The organism is Lysobacterales bacterium (assembly GCA_019634735.1).
In the GTDB taxonomy this organism is placed as follows: domain Bacteria; phylum Pseudomonadota; class Gammaproteobacteria; order Xanthomonadales; family UBA2363; genus Pseudofulvimonas.
This window is the reverse complement of sequence record JAHCAT010000002.1, coordinates 110,709-127,439: the sequence shown is the minus strand read 5'-3', so window position 1 is coordinate 127,439 and position 16,731 is coordinate 110,709. Positions and strand designations below refer to the sequence as shown.

Here is a 16,731-nt window from a genome sequence, read left to right as displayed (position 1 = left end):
GGATCAGCGTAGCCCGGCGTTGATCTTTTCCAGGGCCGCGGCGCCCGGGCACAGCTCGGCAACGCCGAGCTGGTTGAGCGGCGTGGCCACCGTGCCCAGGTGGCCGTGCAGGTCGGCGGCCGCCGGATCGACGTGCAGCAGGCCGGTGACCACCTCGCCGCGCGCCTGGTGCAGGTTGACGTAGGCCATCGCCGCCAGGCGGTCGGTGGGGTCGTAGTCCGGGTCCAGCTTGCGCAGGCGCAGCACGGTGCCGTCGTGCTGGACCACGTCGATCGCCTCGCCCGGCGCGTAGTCGACGGCGATCGCCGCGCGGCCCTCGATCACGTCGAGGCGGTTGACCGCGTCGTTGTGCTCGCGCACGTAGTCGTAGCTCTTGGTGCTGCCGGCGTGGTTGTTGAAGGCCACGCAGGGGCTGATGACGTCGAGGATGGCGACGCCGCGGTGGCCGAGCGCACCCTTGATCAGGGGCACCAGTTGCGTCTTGTCGCCGGAGAAGCCGCGCGCCACGTAGGTGGCGCCCAGCTGCAGGGCCAGGCCGACCAGGTCGATCGGCGCATCGGAGTTGGCGACGCCGCGCTTGGACACCGAGCCCTGGTCGGCGGTCGCCGAGAACTGGCCCTTGGTCAGGCCGTACACGCCGTTGTTCTCGACGATGTAGGCCATGTCGACGCCGCGCCGGATCGCGTGCACGAACTGGCCCATGCCGATCGAGGCGGAATCGCCGTCGCCGGACACGCCCAGGTAGGTCAGGCCGCGGTTGGCCAGGTTGGCACCGGTCAGCACCGAGGGCATGCGGCCGTGCACGGTGTTGAAGCCGTGCGAGTTGCCCAGGAAATAGTCCGGCGTCTTGCTGCTGCAGCCGATGCCGGACAGCTTGGCGACCCGGTGCGGCTCGATGTCCAGCTCCCAGCAGGCCTGGATGATCGCCGCCGAGATCGAGTCGTGGCCGCAGCCGGCGCACAGGGTGGAGACCTTGCCCTCGTAGTCGCGCCGCGTGTAGCCGACCGCGTTGCGGGACAGGCTGGGGTGGTGCAGCCTGGGCTTGGCGATCCAGGTCATGACACGCGCTCCGGTTGCGGGCGGACCGGGCTGGCGCCCAGCACCGCGGTGATCGCATCGACGATGAAGCGCGCGGTGATCGGCGTGCCGTCGTAATGCAGTACCGGCACCAGGTGCGCCGGATCGACGCCGAACTCGTTGACCAGCAGCATGCGCATCTGGCCGTCGGCGTTCTGCTCGACCACGAACACGCGCTCGTGGTCCTCGATGAACTCCAGCACCGACTGCGGGAACGGAAAGGCGCGCAGACGCAGCGCGTCCAGGTGCAGGCCGGCGGCGGCCAGCGCCGCCAGCGCCTCGGCCATCGCCGGGCTGGTCGAGCCGTAGTGGATCACCCCGGCGCGGGCGCCCTGGGCCGCCGCGGTCGGCACCGGCGCCGGCACCAGGTCGCTGGCGGTGCGCCATTTCCGGCGCAGGCGCTCGATGTTGTAGACATAGTCCGGGCCACGCTCGGAGTAGCGCGCCCAGGGATCCTTGGTGGTGCCGCGGGTGAAGAAGGCGCCGCGGGTCGGGTGGGTGCCCGGCCAGGTCCGCCAGGGAATGCCGTCGCCGTCGGCGTCCAGGTAGCGTCCGAACTCGCGTCCGTCCTCCAGCTGCGCGGCGGACAGCACCTTGCCGCGGTCGTACCGGCGCGCATCGTCCCAGGCCAGCGGTGCGCACAGCCGCTGGTTCATGCCGATGTCGAGGTCGGTCATCAGGAACACCGGCGTCTGCAGGCGATCGGCCAGGTCCAGGGCGTCGGCGGCGAACGCGAAGCACTCGGCCGGATCCTCCGGGAACAGCATCACGTGCCGGGTGTCGCCGTGCGAGGCATAGGCGCAGGACAGCAGGTCGGCCTGCTGGGTGCGGGTCGGCATGCCGGTCGACGGCCCGCCGCGCTGCACGTTGACGATGGTGGCCGGGATCTCGGCCATGTAGGCCAGGCCGATGAACTCGGTCATCAGCGAGACGCCGGGGCCGGAGGTGGCGGTGAACGCGCGCGCGCCGTTCCAGCCGGCGCCCACCACCATGCCGATCGAGGCGATCTCGTCCTCGGCCTGGATGATGGCGTGGCGGTTGCCGTCCTCGCCGGACCGGAACTTCTGGCAGTACTTCTGGAACGCCTCGGCGACCGAGGACGAGGGCGTGATCGGATACCAGGCGCACACGGTGGCGCCGCCGTAGACCATGCCCAGCGCCACCGCGGCATTGCCTTCCATGAAGATGCGCTCGCCGACCGCGTCGGCGGCGCGCACCTGCAGGCCGATGCCGTCCGGGAAGTGCGCCAGGGCGTGGGCGCGGCCGAGGTCCAGGGCGCCGAGGTTGGCCTCCAGCAGCTTTTCCTTGCCCCGGTACTGCTCGCCGACCAGGCGGACGATGGCCTCGCGTTCGATGCCCAGCAGCACCGACAGCACGCCCAGGTACATGATGTTCTTGAACAGCTGGCGCTGCCGCGGGTCCTGGTAGTGCTCGGCGCAGATCCGGGTCAGCGGCACGCCCAGCACGACGATGTCGTCGCGCAGGCGGCCCGGCGGCAACGGCCGGCTGCTGTCGTACAGCAGGTAGCCGCCCGCAGGGAGCTCGGCGACATCGGCGTCCCAGGTCTGCGGGTTCATCTGCACCAGCAGGTCGACGCCGCCCCGGCGGCCCAGCCAGCCGGCCTCGCTGACGCGCACCTCGTACCAGGTCGGCAGGCCCTGGATGTTGGAGGGGAAGATGTTGCGCGGGCTGACCGGCACGCCCATGCGCAGGATCGCCCGGGCGAACAGCTCGTTCGCCGAGGCCGAACCGGAACCGTTGACGTTGGCGAACTTGACGACGAAGTCGTTGACCGCGGCGATCGGCGTCATGCCGCCTCCGGACGGGCGTCCCGGCAGGACGGGCCGGCCTGGGTGGTGTGCAGCAGGAACTTGCGCATGTCCCAGGCGCCGGTCGGGCAGCGCTCCGCGCACAGGCCGCAGTGCAGGCAGACGTCCTCGTCCTTGACCATGACCCGCGCCGTCTTCAGCGGCCCGGACACGTACAGGTCCTGCGTGGGATTGAGCGCCGGGGCGGTCAGCCGCGTGCGCAGCTCGTCCTCCGGCCCGTTCGCGGTGAAGCTGATGCAGTCCATCGGGCAGATGTCGACGCAGGCGTCGCACTCGATGCACTTGCCGTCCTCGAACACCGTCTGCACGTCGCAGTTCAGGCAGCGCTGCGCCTCGCGCCAGGCGGTTGCGTCGTCGAAGCCCAGCTCGACCTCCAGGTCGATCCGGCGCAGGGCCAGCTCGGTCGGCGCCCAGGGCACCTTGTGGCGCTCCTCGGGCGAGATGTCGTTGTCGTAGCTCCACTCGTGGATGCCCATTTTCTGGGACACCAGGGTGACCGCCGGTGCCGGCCGTTCGCGGGGATCCTCACCGCTCAGCAGGCGGTCGATCGACACCGCCGCCTCGTGGCCGTGCGCGACCGCCCAGATGATGTTCTTCGGGCCGAACGCGGCGTCGCCGCCGAACAGCACGTGCGGCAGGCTGGACTGCAGGGTGTCCTTGTCGAGCACCGGCAGGCCCCAGCGGTCGAACTCGATGCCGGCATCGCGCTCGATCCAGGGAAAGGCGTTCTCCTGGCCGACCGCCACCAGCACCTCGTCGCAGGGGATCAGTTCGTCGGGCTCGCCGGTCGGCACCAGGCTGCGCCGGCCGTCGGCGCCGTACTCGGCGCGCACGCGCTGGAAGCGCATGCCGGTCAGCCGTCCGTCCTCGTGCTCGAAGGCCAGCGGCACCCGGTAGTCGAGGATCGGGATGCCCTCGTGCATTGCATCCTCTTTCTCCCAGGGTGAGGCCTTCATCTCGTCGAAGCCCGAGCGCACCACCACGGTCACCGCCTCGCCGCCCAGGCGCCGGGCCGACCGGCAGCAGTCCATGGCGGTGTTGCCGCCGCCCAGCACCAGCACCCGGCGGCCGACCCGCTCGACGTGGCCGAAGTACACCGAGGCCAGCCAGTCGATGCCGATGTGGATGTGCGCGGCCGCCTCCTGGCGGCCGGGGATGTCCAGGTCGCGGCCCCGCGGCGCGCCGCAGCCGACGAAGACCGCGTCGTGGCCTTCGGCCAGCAGCGCCTTCATCGACTCGATGCGGCGGCCGCCGACGAACTCGACGCCGAGGTCGAGCACATAGCCGACCTCCTCGTCGATCACCGATTCGGGCAGCCGGAAACGCGGTACCTGGGTGCGCATGAAGCCGCCGGCCTTGGCCTCGGCGTCGTAGACCGTCACCTGGTAGCCGAGCGGCGCCAGGTCGCGGGCGACGGTCAGCGAGGCCGGGCCGGCACCGATGCAGGCGATGCGCCGGCCGTTGCCGCGCGCGGCCTTCTTCGGCATGCGCGCCCTGACGTCGCCCTTGAGGTCGGCGGCGACGCGCTTGAGCCGGCAGATCGCCACCGGCTCCGGTTTCTCGCCGTTGCCCTCCTCGACTCGGCCGCGCCGACAGGCCGGCTCGCAGGGCCGGTCGCAGGTGCGGCCGAGGATGCCGGGGAAGACGTTGCTGCGCCAGTTCACCATGTAGGCGTCGGCATGACGCCCGGCGGCGATCAGGCGGATGTATTCGGGCACCGGCGTGTGCGCCGGACAGGCCCACTGGCAGTCGACCACCTTGTGGAAGTAATCGGGGTCGCGAATGTCCGTCGGGTGCACGCCCACCTCCGTGTCTTGGCGACCGCCGCCGGCGCCCGCGCGGATCGGCGCGACCCGGGTCGCGAGCCGAGTCTAGCCGCCGGCGTGCACCGGTCATGCTGCGGCGCAACGCCGGCCACCCCTGCCATCGGTCATGGCAACCGGCCGGCCAGGGCCGGCATCCAACCGGCGTTGCCCACCACCGGAGGATGTCCGCATGCGTCACCTTGTCCTTTGCCTTGCCCTTCTGTTCGCCAGCCTTCCCGCCAGCGCCGCCGAGCCCCCGGCCAGGGTCCTGCTGCTGGGCACCTGGCACTTCGCCAATCCCGGCCTGGACCTGCACAACACGAAGAGCATCGACGTGCTGGAAGCGCCGGCCCAGGCGCAGATCGCCGCGCTGGTCGAGAGGCTGGCGCAGTTCGCCCCCGACCGGGTGTTCGTGGAGTGGCCGGCGGAAATCACCGACCAGCGCTACATCGCCTATCTCGCCGACGAGCTGCCCGCCTCGCGCAACGAGGTGGTGCAGCTGGGCTTCCGGCTGGCGCGCATGCAGGGCCATGCCCGCGTGCACGGCATCGACGTCGAGGGCCGTTTTCCCTTCGAGGCGGTGATGGCCTGGGCCCAGGCCAACGGCCAGGGCGAGGCGTTGCTCGCCGGCCAGGGCGAGATCGCCGCCTGGACCGCCGAGATCGAGACGCTGCAGGAGACCCGGGGCATCGCCGCCGCCCTTGAGCGGATGAACCGCCAGGACCGCATCGACGCCGGCCACGGCCGGTACATGGAACTGCTGCGCTACGGCAGCGGCGAGGACCAGCCCGGCGCCGCCCTCAACGCCGCCTGGTTCGAGCGCAACATGCGCATCTGCGCCCTGCTCCTGCAGCAGCTGCAGGCCGGCGAACGCGCCGTGGTGATCTTCGGCGCCGGCCACCTGCCGTGGCTGCGGCGCTGCGTGATCGATACACCCGGCGTTGAACTGGAGCCGGCAACGACCTGGCTGGAATGACCCCGGACGTCGGGACCGCGCCGCGCCCGGTCCGACCGGCCCGGGCGCGCGCCGATGCCGATCATGGCATCGGCGAGGCGACCTGGTAGGTCAGCCTGGCCGACAGCAGCGCGTTGCGCTCGGCCAGCGCCGCTGTCGCTTCAGTGGTCCATGCCGCCACCAGATAGTAGGCATGTGCCTCGTTGTCGATCACGGCGGGGGAGATCGACGCGCTGGACAGCACCACCACTCCGGCCTGGACGCCGGTCGAACCGACCTGCGCCATGCTGGCTGCGACACCGGTGGCATGCACGCGCCGCATCAGGTTGACCCGGACATCGTGGTCTGGCGAACTGTCGTTGACCCAGGCGCGCAGCTCGGTGACGGAGGCGCCGTGGGGCAGATGTACCGGCGCGCTCATCACCATGTCGCCGCGGATCGCCCCGTCGACGCGTTGCACCCGGTAGGGGGTGGCGGTGCCGATGGTCTGTCCCTCCGTCCAGGCGCTGTTGTTGACCTCGAAGGTGCGGCCGTCGATGGACAGCCAGCGGGTGGTCGGCGACACCTGGATACCGCCTTCCACGAACAGGCCGTTGGCCGGTGGCGTCGCATTGGCACCGATCGCGACGCCGCCGTTGGCGGTGACGCGCAGCTTGGTGGCGCCGTCGATCTGCACCCGCAGCGCGGGCTCGCCGGCAGGGGCCGCGATGTGCAGTCGGTCGGACGGGGCGGTGACGCCGACGCCGACGCGGCCGGAGAAATGGTTGCGCGCACCGACGAAATAGCCGGCATAGCCGTCCGGGCTGTCGTTGCGTGCCTGCAGGGCCTGACTGGTGCCGGTCGGTGCCGAGGCCCAGGCACGCACGGCGATGCCGCCGGAGCTGGCATTGCGGGCCAGCACCGCGTCGCTGGCGCCGCTGACGGCCTGCGCGAACGAGAACACGCCGATCCCGGACGGGCTCGAGGTGGCGGCATGCACGGCGATGGTGGAACCACTGCTGGCCGAGGCGATGCCCTGGATGGCGGTCGCCGCGCCGCCGCCGCTGCCGGATCCGGTGACCTCCGCCTGCAAGGCGGTGGCGTTGCCAGCGGTGCCCTGGTGGCGGACGCGCATGGCCAGCGAATCGGCCGCCGCGACCCGCACCTCCAGCGGCAGGGCCAGCGCGCCGGTGGTGCCGATGCCGACACGGCCCGCGTAGCCGATGCCCCCGGGCTGGGCGATCCAGGGGGCCTGCGCGAAGGCGGCGGTCTGGGCGGTCAGCGCGCTTGTCGCGGTTTCGGCACTCTGCGCCGAAGCGGCCGACCGCGCGGTCTCGGCGTGCACGGCGAACGGGGCCGCAATCAGCGCCTGGCGCCCCAGGGAGTGGAACTGCGGTGGCTGTTCGCGGTTGACCAGCACCTCCATGAAGACGGCCTGGCCGTCGTCCGGAAACAGTGCCGGCACCGCCGTGGCGAAGCGCCCCGCCGACACCGGCACGCCAATGATCGTCACGGTGTTGAAAAGGCTGCCGCCGGCGGCCGCGCTCCAGAACGAGAAACGCAGGTCGACCGGGCCCTCGACGGGCTGGCCGTCGGCCAGCAGTTCGCCCTGGTAGCTGATCGCATCGGTCGGGAAGACGCCGCCGGCCGGGCCCATCAGCTGGTCGTGGGGAAGGGCCAGCTCGCTGCCTTCCGGGGAGGACGCCCCGGACAGGATGAGCAAGCCGAGAACGGAGGCCATCAGAGGGCGCAGGCAGTGACGGGTCATGTTCGACTCCAGGGCGTTCGGATTACTGGAAACCATCGGTGAAGATGCGATCTGCGCCTTCGGCAGGCGTGAGCCAGAAGCCGCCTCGCAGCAGCCAGGGGCCGCCAGTCATCGGCACGGTCAGGGCATCGGGCTGCCCGACGGTTGCCGACAGCCGGTAACCCTGGGCGCTCAGCACCGTGGCGCCGGCATCGACGGTCGCCCAGGGCACGGCGATCCCGGCGCCACCGGTGGCGTCGCCGCGGCGCCCGGAATCAGCGGCGGGCGCGGCCGCCAGGATCGCGGCGAGCAGCAGTCCGGTGGGCTTCGCTCAAGCCTCGAAACCGGAAGCCAGGATCACGTCCGGCACGTCCAGCAGGGGCACGACCGTGCCCGACAGGCTGCCCAGCCGCGCCCCGCCCGCCGGATCGACCAGGCGCACGACGAAGTGTTCGTCCGGCTCATCGACCAGGTCGAACACCACAGGCACGACAACCACGCGCTCGCTGGCATCGCCGTCGGGCCAGGCAAGCACCTGGTCGACGGCCTGGTAGTCGCTGCCGGCCATCGCGCTGGCGTCGGCGCTGACGACGCGCACCGACACGGCGCCATCGCTGCCGCCGACGCGCAACACCCGGAGCAGGACGGCTCCGTCGTTCTCGCGGACCGGGTAGCGGGACACGCCGAAACGCAGGCTGCCGGGCCGGGCGCCACCGCCAACCACCAGGCAAGGGCCCACCTCCGAGGTGTTGCCCTGGGGATCGGTGGCGGTCGCCGCCAGCACCCGGCCAGGCGGGATGTACGGTACCGATGCTGCGAAACCGGCATTGCCGGCGGCATCGGTGACGACATCGACCGTCCCGGCCAGGGTCAGGGCGACACCCCGTCCGAAGGCGCCGCAGGCATCGGACTCGAACAGCTCGATCCGGAACGGCGTTCCCGGGGTGGAATGCAGGTCGCCCTGGACGGTCGTGGCATTGCCGGCGGTGACGGCCTGGCTCAGCTCAGGGTGGTTCTGCAGGTCGTTGGCGCCGCTGTCGGCATCCAGCGGGTCGTTGCTGTTCGGGCCGCTCGGCAGGCTCAGCTCGATGGCCAGGGCGGGTGCGGCCGCGGGAGGCGCCGCGATGTCCCACAGTCGGTTGCCGGACAGCCGAACCCGGCGCGGGTTGCCGGTGACGATGATCGCCGGTCCATGGGTGTGGGCGATCAGATTGGCTGCCGCGCCGTCGCCACCGATGCCGAGGTCCTGGGTACCGCCGTGGGTGATCCGGATGCCGTCGCTGGCATGGTGCAGAGGCACCAGACCGACCGTGGTTCCGTCGCCCCCGGGCGCGACGCCGATGCGGTTGCCCTGCACCAGCACGCCAGTGGTCTGAAAATCCAGACGCAGCGCCGGGCCGGTGCCGGCGAAGGGACCGAGGCCATGCGCCGACCCCGGCGCGACGATGACATTGCCGCGCACCACGCCGCCGGTGGCGCCGATCACCGAGATGCCGCTGCCATTGGCGACGACGCCCAGGCCGGTGCCGTCCAGGCCCAGCCAGTTGTTCTCGATCCGCACGTCCTCGATGTTGCCGCTGTTCTGGTTGGCGCTGATGCCATTGGTCTGGCCCGCGACCAGGTTGCGGTCGGCCGGGTCCGGGCCGCCGATGGCGATGCGCCTGCCACCGTTGGCGCTGACGCGGATCGCCTGGATCGCCCCCTGTCCCCCGAGCAGGCCGGCGAACCCGACGCTGCCGGGCGTGCGGGCATCGGCGCGCAGGCCGACCAGGTTGCCGCGTGCCCAGGCATCATCGCCCTCCAGGCGCAGGCTGGGGGCGCGAAAGTTGTACAGCGACAGGCCCCTGACCTCGCTGCCGGCGGCCGCCAGCCGCAATCCGACCTGGCCATTGGCCAGGGCGATGCCGTCCAGCTCGATCTTCACCACGGCGTTCCAGCCGTCGGCGAGAGTGTTGACCTGGGCGCCCGGCTGGCTCCAGCCGTCGACCAGCACCGGCGCGGTCAGCGCCGGCAACGGCGTGGCCAGGGCGATGGTGTGCGGTCCCGGGCCGGCCAGGGCGAACACCACGGTGTCCGGGGCGGGGGTCGCATTGGCGTCGAGCAGGGCCTGGCGCAGGCTGCCAGGACCGGCATCGGCGGTGGAGGTCACCGTGAAGGTGGCGGCCGACGCACCCTGGCCCAGTGCGACCAGGGCCAGCAAGAGGACTGCAGGGCAGCGTGCGGAAGGTCGCACGGTTTGAACGGGAGACATGTAGGGCTCCGGGGCTGGGGGATGCCGGCCACCCTGCATCCCCGCCGTCCGGAAAGCTTGAAGCGGGCCTGACCTTCGCTGAAGAATCCTGGAACCGGCGCCGCCAGCGCCCGGGTTCACGATTCTTCAGGCCGCCGTCATGCAGCGGCCGGCACGCCCGGCAAGGCTGGCGGCTGAAGGGCGGACAGATCCGGCCGGTGCGGGCCACGGGGTGTAGGCTGGCCGCCCGGCGACGGACCGGCCATGGCGCGCGGCCATGAGGGAGCGGATTCATGCGGAACAGCCCGGAGGCGGCAACTGGGGACGCGCCGGACCTGATGCTGGGCGCCCTGCGCCTGGCACGAGGCGCGTTCCGCCTGCATGGCGCCGATGGTCGGCCGGTGACCGTCGAGCGCAAGGCCTTCGACCTGCTGCATCACCTGGTCGCCGCGCACCCGCGCCTGGTGGACAAGGACGAGTTGCTGGCCAAGGTCTGGGGACGCAGCATCGCCTCCGATTCGGTGATCGCGCAGGCGGTCTCCAAGGCACGCCGGGCACTGGCGGCCGGCGGCGGCGATCCGGCCTGGATCGACGCAGTGCGCGGCGCCGGCTACCGGTATGTCGGCCCGGTCGCGCCGGCGACGACGAGCACCGACCAGGCCAGCCCGGCGAGCCGGCGCATGCGGCCGCGCTGGCTCTCGCTGGTGGCGGCCGGCGTGCTGGTGACCGCCGGCCTGGTCGCCGGCATCGCCTGGCAGCGGCAGGCGGTGCTGCGCGATCCCTTGCGCATCGCCGTCCTGCCCTGGCGCAACGACACCGGCGATGTCCGGCTGGACTGGACCCGGCTGGGCCTGCAGGGCCTGGTGGTGGACGCCCTGGCCAACGACCGCCGGGTGCTGCCGGTCGCGCAGTCCAGCGTCCGCGCCCTGCTGGCAGCGCGCCCGGACCTGGTCGATGCCCAGGCGCAGGCCGAGTATCTGGGCACCGCCACGGGCGTGCGGCACGTGTTCGCCGGCCGTCTGCGTCGTGACGACGCAGGCCTGCACGTCGAACTTGTGGTTCTGGGCGATCGCGCCTCGGCCTCGGTGGAACTGGCCGGCGACCAGCCCGCCGACCTCGCCCTGGCGGCCAGCGCCGGCGTCACCCGGCACCTGCTGCCGGGCTTCGATCCGGCCCGCCCGGAACCGCTGTCGCGCATCGCTTTCGCCAACGAGGCCTATGCCCGCGGCATCGACGCCCGCCTGGCCGGCGACGCGGAGGCCGCCGCGCGCCACCTGGAATCGGCGATCGCCGCCGACCCCGCCCTGCTGGCGGCCAGGTACCAGCTGTCCCTGGCCTGGCAGACCCTGCGCCGCAACGACGAGTGGCGGCGCACCCTGGACGACCTGCTGGTCATGGCGCAGTCGCGCGGCGACCGCCTGCACGAGGGCCAGGCCCTGGCCGGGCAGGGCGTGCTGGCCTGGCGCGAGTCGCGGTACCAGGAGGCACGCGCACTTCTTCTCGCGGCACGCGACCTGTTCGATGGCGGCAACGATGGCCTGCGCCGGGCCGCGGCCGAGGGCAACCTGGGCAGCCTGGCGGCGATCCGCGGCGATTTCGACGAGGCCGAGGCGGCGATGCGCCGCGCCCTGGCGGTGTTCGAATCCGCCGACCAGCAGGTCGAGGTCGCGCGGGTGGCCAAGAACCTCGGCATCCTGGCGCTGGATCGCGGGCGACTGGACGAGGCGGCGCGCTGGATCGAGCGCAGCCTGGCGATCCGGCAGGCCCTGGGACTGGAACGCGATCTCGCCGAGAGCCTGTCGGCGATGGCCAGCATCGACATGGCCCGGGCCCGGCCGGCCGCGGCCCAGGCCAGCTACGAACGGGCGGCCGCGGTGTTCGCCCGTCACGGCGATCCCCTGCTGGAGTCCGACACCCTCGCCCGCCTGGTCAATGCCCTTGTCGACCAGGGCCGCCTTCGCGAGGCCCAGTCGGTGGCTGCGCGCAGCCTGGCGGCGGCGCGCAGCGCCGACAATCCCGCCGCGCGCTGCCTTGCCCAGCTCAAGCTGGCGCGGGTCGCGCGCCTGCGCGGCGACCTCGCAGGCGCCGGGGAGGACCTGTCGCGGGCACAGGCCGAGTGCACGGACGCCCAGGAGCAGCGGGGGCTGTTCCGGGTGGCCGCCGAGCGCGCCGAACTGGCCCTGGTCGCCGCGCCGGACACCGCGCATCGCGCCGTGGCCGATGCCCTGGAAGTCGCGGTGGCGCGTGGCGACGAGGCCCTGCAGGTCGAAGCGCTGCTGCTGCGCGCCCGCCTGCCCGGCCCGGCGGTGGATGCGGCCGCTGCCGACGTCCAGAAGGCGCTGACGCTGGCGCGCGCGGTCGGCGACCGTGCGCTGGTCGCCGCTGCCGCCTGCGCACGCATCGGCCTGGCCGGGGTGCCGGTCGACGACCTGGCCTTTTCCGACTGCAGGGCCGCTGGCAACGGCAATCCGGTGGCGGCTGCGGCGCTCGCACGCCATGCCCTGGCCAGCGGCGATCCTGCCCGCGCCCGGCACTGGCTGCGCCGGCAACGGGAACTTGCCGGCGAAGCCTGGTCCGATCTCGACGAGGCACTCTGGCGCGAACTGGGTGCGGGCGAGCGGAACGACTGAGAGCAAGCGGGTGGGTCGCCATGGGCCTGAACCACGGCGCCAGCCGCGACGGCGGGCGGATCGAGGTCCTTGCGCCCCTGGGCGCCACCGAAACCTGGCGCTTCATCAACCGGGGCAACCAGCCGCATCCGATGCACTTGCACGGCAGCCGGTTCCGCGTGACCGCCCGGAGCGGACCGCCGCTGGCCACCGATGCCGGATGGAAGGACACGGTCCTGGTGCGGGTCGGCGAGACCGTCGACGTGCGCCTGTCCTTCGAGGTTCCCGGCCTGTTCGTCCTGCATTGCCACAACCTCGAGCACGAGGACGAGGGGATGATGCAGAACTTCGTCGTGGGCGACGGCCTGTTCGCGGACGGCTTCGAGTCCGGTGGCTGATTCCGCAGCCACCGGTCCGGCGTGGCTCCCGGACGCCGCCGCGGCGTGCCCGGGCCGTCGCCTGGCACGCCGCGGCCGCTGTCAGGGCTGCATCGACAGCACGGCGTAGCCGGGCGGAACCGCCATCGAGAACAGCGCGGGATCCAGGCCACCGGGAGGGTCGAACTCGAAGCCGATATCGACCAGCGACTGGCCATCGACGGTCAGTTCCAGCGGCAGGCCGTCCTCGGTGGCCCACAGCAGCACGCGGGTGCCGTCGACCTCCAGTGCCCAGCCCCAGGCGGTGCGCCCGCCGATCAGGCGCGGCTCGGGCAGGCGGTCGGCCAGGCCCTGGTAGTCGCGGATCTCGGCGATCCAGGCCATGGGATCGATGTCGCCCAGGAGGTCCTGGACCGGCAGCGGGAACTGCAGGGCCTGGCGGGGGCCATGGAGCAGGGTGAGTGCCTGGCCGGCGACCGGGTCGACCACCACGCTGACCTCGCCCTCGACATCGACGCGGATGGGGCCGCTGCGCAGCATCGCCACCTGAACGTTCTGCCCGGCGGTGCCGAAAGAACCACGGGGCTGGTCGATGCGCATGCGCAATGCCTGGAAATCGGAGAGATGGCGCTGCACGGCGGCGAAGGCCTGGCCGTTGCCGCCACCGGGGAGCCCCAGCAGGGCCAGGGCCAGCACCAGGCAGGCGGTGCCGGCCAGGGCCCACAGCCCGCCGCGGATCGGTCGCGCCTGTCGCGCCGGCCGTGCCGCCAGGCGGGCGAGCAGGCGCTGCTGGGCGGTGTCGGCGGCGCCATCGGGCGGCGTGCCGTCCCGAAGCGCCGCGGTGGCGCGCGCCAGGCGGGACGGGACTGAAACCGGCGCGTTACAGCGCCGGAGCGTTGACGACCTGATGGCGGGTCGGCGCGCCACCTGGCGCGCGTGGCGGCCGGACGATCCGGCCGCCCTGGCGCAGGGCTCAGCCGCCCGGCGCCACCTGCTTGCCCTTCAGGTGGGTGTCGAGGAAGGCCAGGACGCGGGAGTAACCCTCGATCTGGTTCTTCTTGCGGGTGAAGCCGTGGCCCTCATCGTCGAACAGCACGTAGTCGACCGGCACGCCGCTGGCCCGCACCGCGGCGACGATGTCGTCGCTCTCGGCCTGGATGACGCGCGGGTCATTGGCGCCCTGCAGGACGATCAGCGGCCGGACGATCCTGTCGGCATGGAACAGCGGCGAGGTCGCCATCAGGAATTCGCGGTCGCGCTCGGGATGGCCGATCTCCGCGTACAGGGCCTCGCGCTGGCTCTCCCACCACGGCGGGATGCTCTCCAGGGTGCGGATCCAGTTGCTGACGCCGAAGATGTTGACGCCGACATCGAACTCCTCCGGGTGGAAGGCCAGCGCCGCCAGCGTCATGTAGCCGCCGTAGCTGCCGCCCATGATGCCGATGCGGTCGCCGTCAACCCAGTCCTGGGCGGCCAGCCACTTGCGCGCCTCCAGGCAGTCCCACAGCGGCTCGCGGCCATGCCTGCCGTCGTCGGCGGCGAAGAAGGTCTTGCCGTAGCCGGAGCTGCCGCGGTTGTTGATGCCGAGCACCGCGTAGCCGTTGTTGGCCAGGTACTGCGCCACGTAGTTCCAGGAGCGCGTGGTCTGGCCGCCCGGGCCGCCGTGCACCAGCACGATCGCCGGCACCGGCGTGCCGGCGCTGGCCTGGTGCGGCTTCCAGAGGATGTTGGGGATGTCCATGCCGTCGAAGCTGGCAAAGCGCACCACGGTGGAGTCGACCAGGTCGGCCGGATCGATCGCCGGGTTCAGCGCCCTGACCAGTTGCCGCGGCTCGCCGCCCAGCTCGAGGGCGTAGAGGTCGCTGGGTTGGCGGTCGCCGTTGAGGTAGAAGGCCAGGCGCTGTTCGGAGCGGGCCATCGACAGGCCGCGGATCTCGCCGGCCGGCAGCGCCGGCAACGGCACCCGGGCGCCGCTGGCGGCCTCGTACAGCTCGACCATCACCGAACCGTCGGCATTGATGCCGACCGCCCGGTAGCGGCCGTTTTGGGAGTAGCGGGCGTAGACGATGTCCCAGTCGGCCCGCTGGACGTCGGCGTGTTCGCCGCTGGCCAGGTCGAAGCGGCGCAGCCGGAAGAACTCGCTGCCGTCGTTGCTGGTGTACAGCAGGTGGCTGTCGTCGGGCGCGAAGTCCTCGACCGCGAACTGGGCGTTGCCCTGGTGCGGGCTCAGGTGCACGGTCTGGCCGGTCTGCCGGTCGTGCAGGTAGATGTCGTTGTTGACCGTGGTGTCCGGCTTGGCGAGCGCGATGTGGCGGCCGTCGCCGCTGACCGGGCCGGGCTGGAAGCCGGTGTCGTTGCGGTAGATCATCTCGCGCGCGTAGCTCCCGGCGTCGTAGGCGTAGACGTCGAAGTAGCGTGCGTCGCGCTCGTTGCTGAGCACGAAGAAGCGGTCGCCGTCCTGGCTGAAGCCGGCGAACATCGCCTTCAGGTTCTCGCCGGGCGTCAGGTCGCGCTCGCTGCCGTCGACCTCCACCACGTACAGGTGGTTGAGTTCGTTGCCGCCCTGGTCGCGGGTCAGCAGGATGCGGTCGTCGGCCGGGAAGAACGCCACCGCGTAGCTGTTGTCGCCGTTGCCCTGGGTCACCGGCGTCCAGTCGCCGCCGGCCACCGGCAGGTGGTAGACGTTCCAGGTGCCGCTGCGGTTGGAGGAGAACAGGATGCGCGACTCGTCGTGCGAGAAGCTGGCGCCGCCGATGCTGGTGCTCTCGACGAAATCCTCGATGCGATAGGTGCGGGCCGGACGCTGGACCTCCGGCGCGGCCGTGGCCACGGCGGGCGTGGCGGCGGTGTCCGCCGGTGCCGGGGACTGGCTGCAGGCGGCCAGCAGGACGACACTCAGCGGCAACACGGACAGGACGGCTTTCACCAGCAGGCTCCGGACAGGACAGGACGCCCAGCATCGGGCTTCGGCGGTGTCGGGGAACGGGCCGGAAGTCATGGCCGGAACGCATCCAGCACCGGCACGCTGGCGGAGTCCTGGGGGGTGGACCGCTCCCGGCCCCCGGATGCGCGCCCCGGGTGGCCGGCATCGATCAGGCACCGGCTGCCCGGGTGGCCGCTGCTGGGTCTCAGTGGCTGCCGACGCCGGTGAGCGTCCGGCTCAGCGCCAGCAGTCGGGCCTGGGCCCGGGCATCTTCCGACTGCGCCGCCAGGGGCGCCCGCTTGCCGTCGACGTAGAAGGCACCGGGCACCAGGGTCGGGGCATCGATCAGGGCCATCACCGTGTCCCGGCCCTCGGCAACGGTGGTGCGCGGCGGCACGCCGATCTCGCGCACCATGGTGGTGTCCATCAGGGTCGCCGGGTGCAGCGCGATCATCGTGATGCCGTCGGCGGCGAACGCCGGCGCCAGCGCCGCGGTCATGGTCACCTGCGCCTGCTTGCTCTGGCCATAGCCGCGGGCGCTGGCCCCGGGTTGCTCCAGCATGACGTCGTCGAAGTCGATGTCGTGGGCGCTGATCGAGGCGACGTTGACCACCCGCGACGGCGCCGCCGCCGACAGCGCCGGGCGCAGCCGATGCACCAGGATCCAGCCGGCCAGGTAGTTGACCGCGAACTGCAGTTCGTGGCCGTCCTCGCTGGTCCGCCGCGGCTGGGCGCCGGTGATGGCGATGCCGGCGTTGTTGACCAGCAGGTCGAGCCGGGGATGGCGGGCGGCGATGGCGTCCGCGAAGTCGCGCACGCCCTGGAGCGAGGCGAAATCGGCGGCGACGAACTCCGCGGAGCCCTGCCCCGCGGCGGCGATCTCGTCGATCACCGCCTGGCCGCGGGCGGCGTTGCGGCCATGGACGATGACGTGCGCGCCCTGCGCCGCCAGCGCCAGCGCCAGCTCGCGGCCCAGGCCGTCGGTGGAGCCGGTGACCAGTGCGGTCCTGCCGGATCGGGCGGGCGGCTCCGCAGCCTGCGCCGCAGGAACCGGCGCGACCAGTGCGAGGACGAGGACCAGCAGGCAAAGCGGGGCGGTCGGGCGCATCGGGGCGGCTCCATCGGACGGGACGCAGCCGACTATAGTCCCGGCCGGCAGGCAGGCGCCGCCGCACGGGACTATGCTGGGCGGGCGCCGGC

12 protein-coding genes are annotated in these 16,731 nt (G+C 72.3%); 3 read left to right on the top strand and 9 right to left on the bottom strand.

Annotated elements, in window-relative coordinates; translation table 11 throughout:
• Positions 1–3: 3 nt before the first annotated feature.
• The 3 genes from KF823_03235 to KF823_03225 are packed head-to-tail and all read right to left on the bottom strand — an operon-like array spanning position 4 to position 4,705.
• Complete coding sequence (locus KF823_03235) at positions 4–1,059, bottom strand: 2-oxoacid:ferredoxin oxidoreductase subunit beta (GenBank protein ID MBX3724911.1); 1,056 nt, start codon at positions 1,057–1,059, stop codon at positions 4–6.
• Positions 1,056–2,888 carry a 2-oxoacid:acceptor oxidoreductase subunit alpha gene (locus tag KF823_03230; protein ID MBX3724910.1) on the bottom strand — a complete coding sequence of 611 codons (1,833 nt, stop codon included), beginning with the start codon at positions 2,886–2,888 and terminating at the stop codon, positions 1,056–1,058. Before KF823_03230 ends, KF823_03235 begins: the two co-directional genes overlap by 4 nt.
• The gene (locus tag KF823_03225; GenBank protein ID MBX3724909.1) at positions 2,885–4,705 is read right to left on the bottom strand and encodes an FAD-dependent oxidoreductase; all 1,821 of its coding nucleotides are present in this window, start codon (positions 4,703–4,705) and stop codon (positions 2,885–2,887) included. The genes KF823_03230 and KF823_03225 overlap by 4 nt, the downstream gene beginning before the upstream one ends.
• 196 nt (positions 4,706–4,901) lie before the next feature.
• Between KF823_03225 and KF823_03220 the strand changes: the two genes are divergently transcribed.
• A complete protein-coding gene (locus tag KF823_03220) occupies positions 4,902–5,687 on the top strand; it encodes a hypothetical protein (GenBank protein MBX3724908.1) in 786 nt (261 codons plus the stop codon).
• A gap of 61 nt (positions 5,688–5,748) precedes the next feature.
• Here the strand turns inward: KF823_03220 and KF823_03215 are convergent, their stop codons facing one another.
• The 3 genes from KF823_03215 to KF823_03205 form a co-directional block, all read right to left on the bottom strand.
• A complete protein-coding gene (locus KF823_03215) occupies positions 5,749–7,413 on the bottom strand; it encodes a hypothetical protein (GenBank protein ID MBX3724907.1) in 1,665 nt (554 codons plus the stop codon).
• A 22-nt stretch (positions 7,414–7,435) separates the two neighbouring features.
• Positions 7,436–7,624, bottom strand: a complete 189-nt coding sequence (locus KF823_03210; protein MBX3724906.1) for a hypothetical protein — start codon at positions 7,622–7,624, stop codon at positions 7,436–7,438.
• Between the two features lie 99 nt (positions 7,625–7,723).
• Entirely contained in the window at positions 7,724–9,643 is a 1,920-nt protein-coding gene (locus tag KF823_03205; protein ID MBX3724905.1) for a hypothetical protein, read from the bottom strand.
• Between the two features lie 272 nt (positions 9,644–9,915).
• Between KF823_03205 and KF823_03200 the strand changes: the two genes are divergently transcribed.
• Both KF823_03200 and KF823_03195 read left to right on the top strand, forming a co-directional pair.
• Positions 9,916–12,252: a tetratricopeptide repeat protein gene (locus KF823_03200; GenBank protein MBX3724904.1), complete on the top strand. Its 2,337-nt coding sequence runs from the start codon at positions 9,916–9,918 to the stop codon at positions 12,250–12,252.
• A gap of 20 nt (positions 12,253–12,272) precedes the next feature.
• Positions 12,273–12,629 (top strand): multicopper oxidase domain-containing protein, encoded by a 357-nt coding sequence (locus KF823_03195; protein MBX3724903.1) that lies wholly within the window; start codon positions 12,273–12,275, stop codon positions 12,627–12,629.
• A gap of 81 nt (positions 12,630–12,710) precedes the next feature.
• Here the strand turns inward: KF823_03195 and KF823_03190 are convergent, their stop codons facing one another.
• The 3 genes from KF823_03190 to KF823_03180 all read right to left on the bottom strand — a co-directional run bounded on the left by KF823_03190 (position 12,711) and on the right by KF823_03180 (position 16,639).
• Positions 12,711–13,535, bottom strand: coding sequence for a hypothetical protein (locus tag KF823_03190; protein ID MBX3724902.1), 825 nt, complete (start codon positions 13,533–13,535; stop codon positions 12,711–12,713).
• Positions 13,536–13,581: 46 nt separating this feature from the next.
• On the bottom strand, positions 13,582–15,534 hold the full coding sequence (locus KF823_03185) for a S9 family peptidase (protein ID MBX3724901.1): 1,953 nt from the start codon (positions 15,532–15,534) through the stop codon (positions 13,582–13,584).
• Positions 15,535–15,736: 202 nt separating this feature from the next.
• Complete coding sequence (locus KF823_03180) at positions 15,737–16,639, bottom strand: SDR family NAD(P)-dependent oxidoreductase (GenBank protein MBX3724900.1); 903 nt, start codon at positions 16,637–16,639, stop codon at positions 15,737–15,739.
• Positions 16,640–16,731 lie beyond the last annotated feature (92 nt).

Coding starts and splice junctions, on each gene's coding strand:
- KF823_03200 (MBX3724904.1), top strand. CDS start 9,916: ATGCGGAACAGCCCGGAGGCGGCAACTGGGGACGCGCCGGACCTGATG.
- KF823_03235 (MBX3724911.1), bottom strand. CDS start 1,059: ATGACCTGGATCGCCAAGCCCAGGCTGCACCACCCCAGCCTGTCCCGC.
- KF823_03215 (MBX3724907.1), bottom strand. CDS start 7,413: ATGACCCGTCACTGCCTGCGCCCTCTGATGGCCTCCGTTCTCGGCTTG.
- KF823_03230 (MBX3724910.1), bottom strand. CDS start 2,888: ATGACGCCGATCGCCGCGGTCAACGACTTCGTCGTCAAGTTCGCCAAC.
- KF823_03220 (MBX3724908.1), top strand. CDS start 4,902: ATGCGTCACCTTGTCCTTTGCCTTGCCCTTCTGTTCGCCAGCCTTCCC.
- KF823_03180 (MBX3724900.1), bottom strand. CDS start 16,639: ATGCGCCCGACCGCCCCGCTTTGCCTGCTGGTCCTCGTCCTCGCACTG.
- KF823_03195 (MBX3724903.1), top strand. CDS start 12,273: ATGGGCCTGAACCACGGCGCCAGCCGCGACGGCGGGCGGATCGAGGTC.
- KF823_03205 (MBX3724905.1), bottom strand. CDS start 9,643: ATGTCTCCCGTTCAAACCGTGCGACCTTCCGCACGCTGCCCTGCAGTC.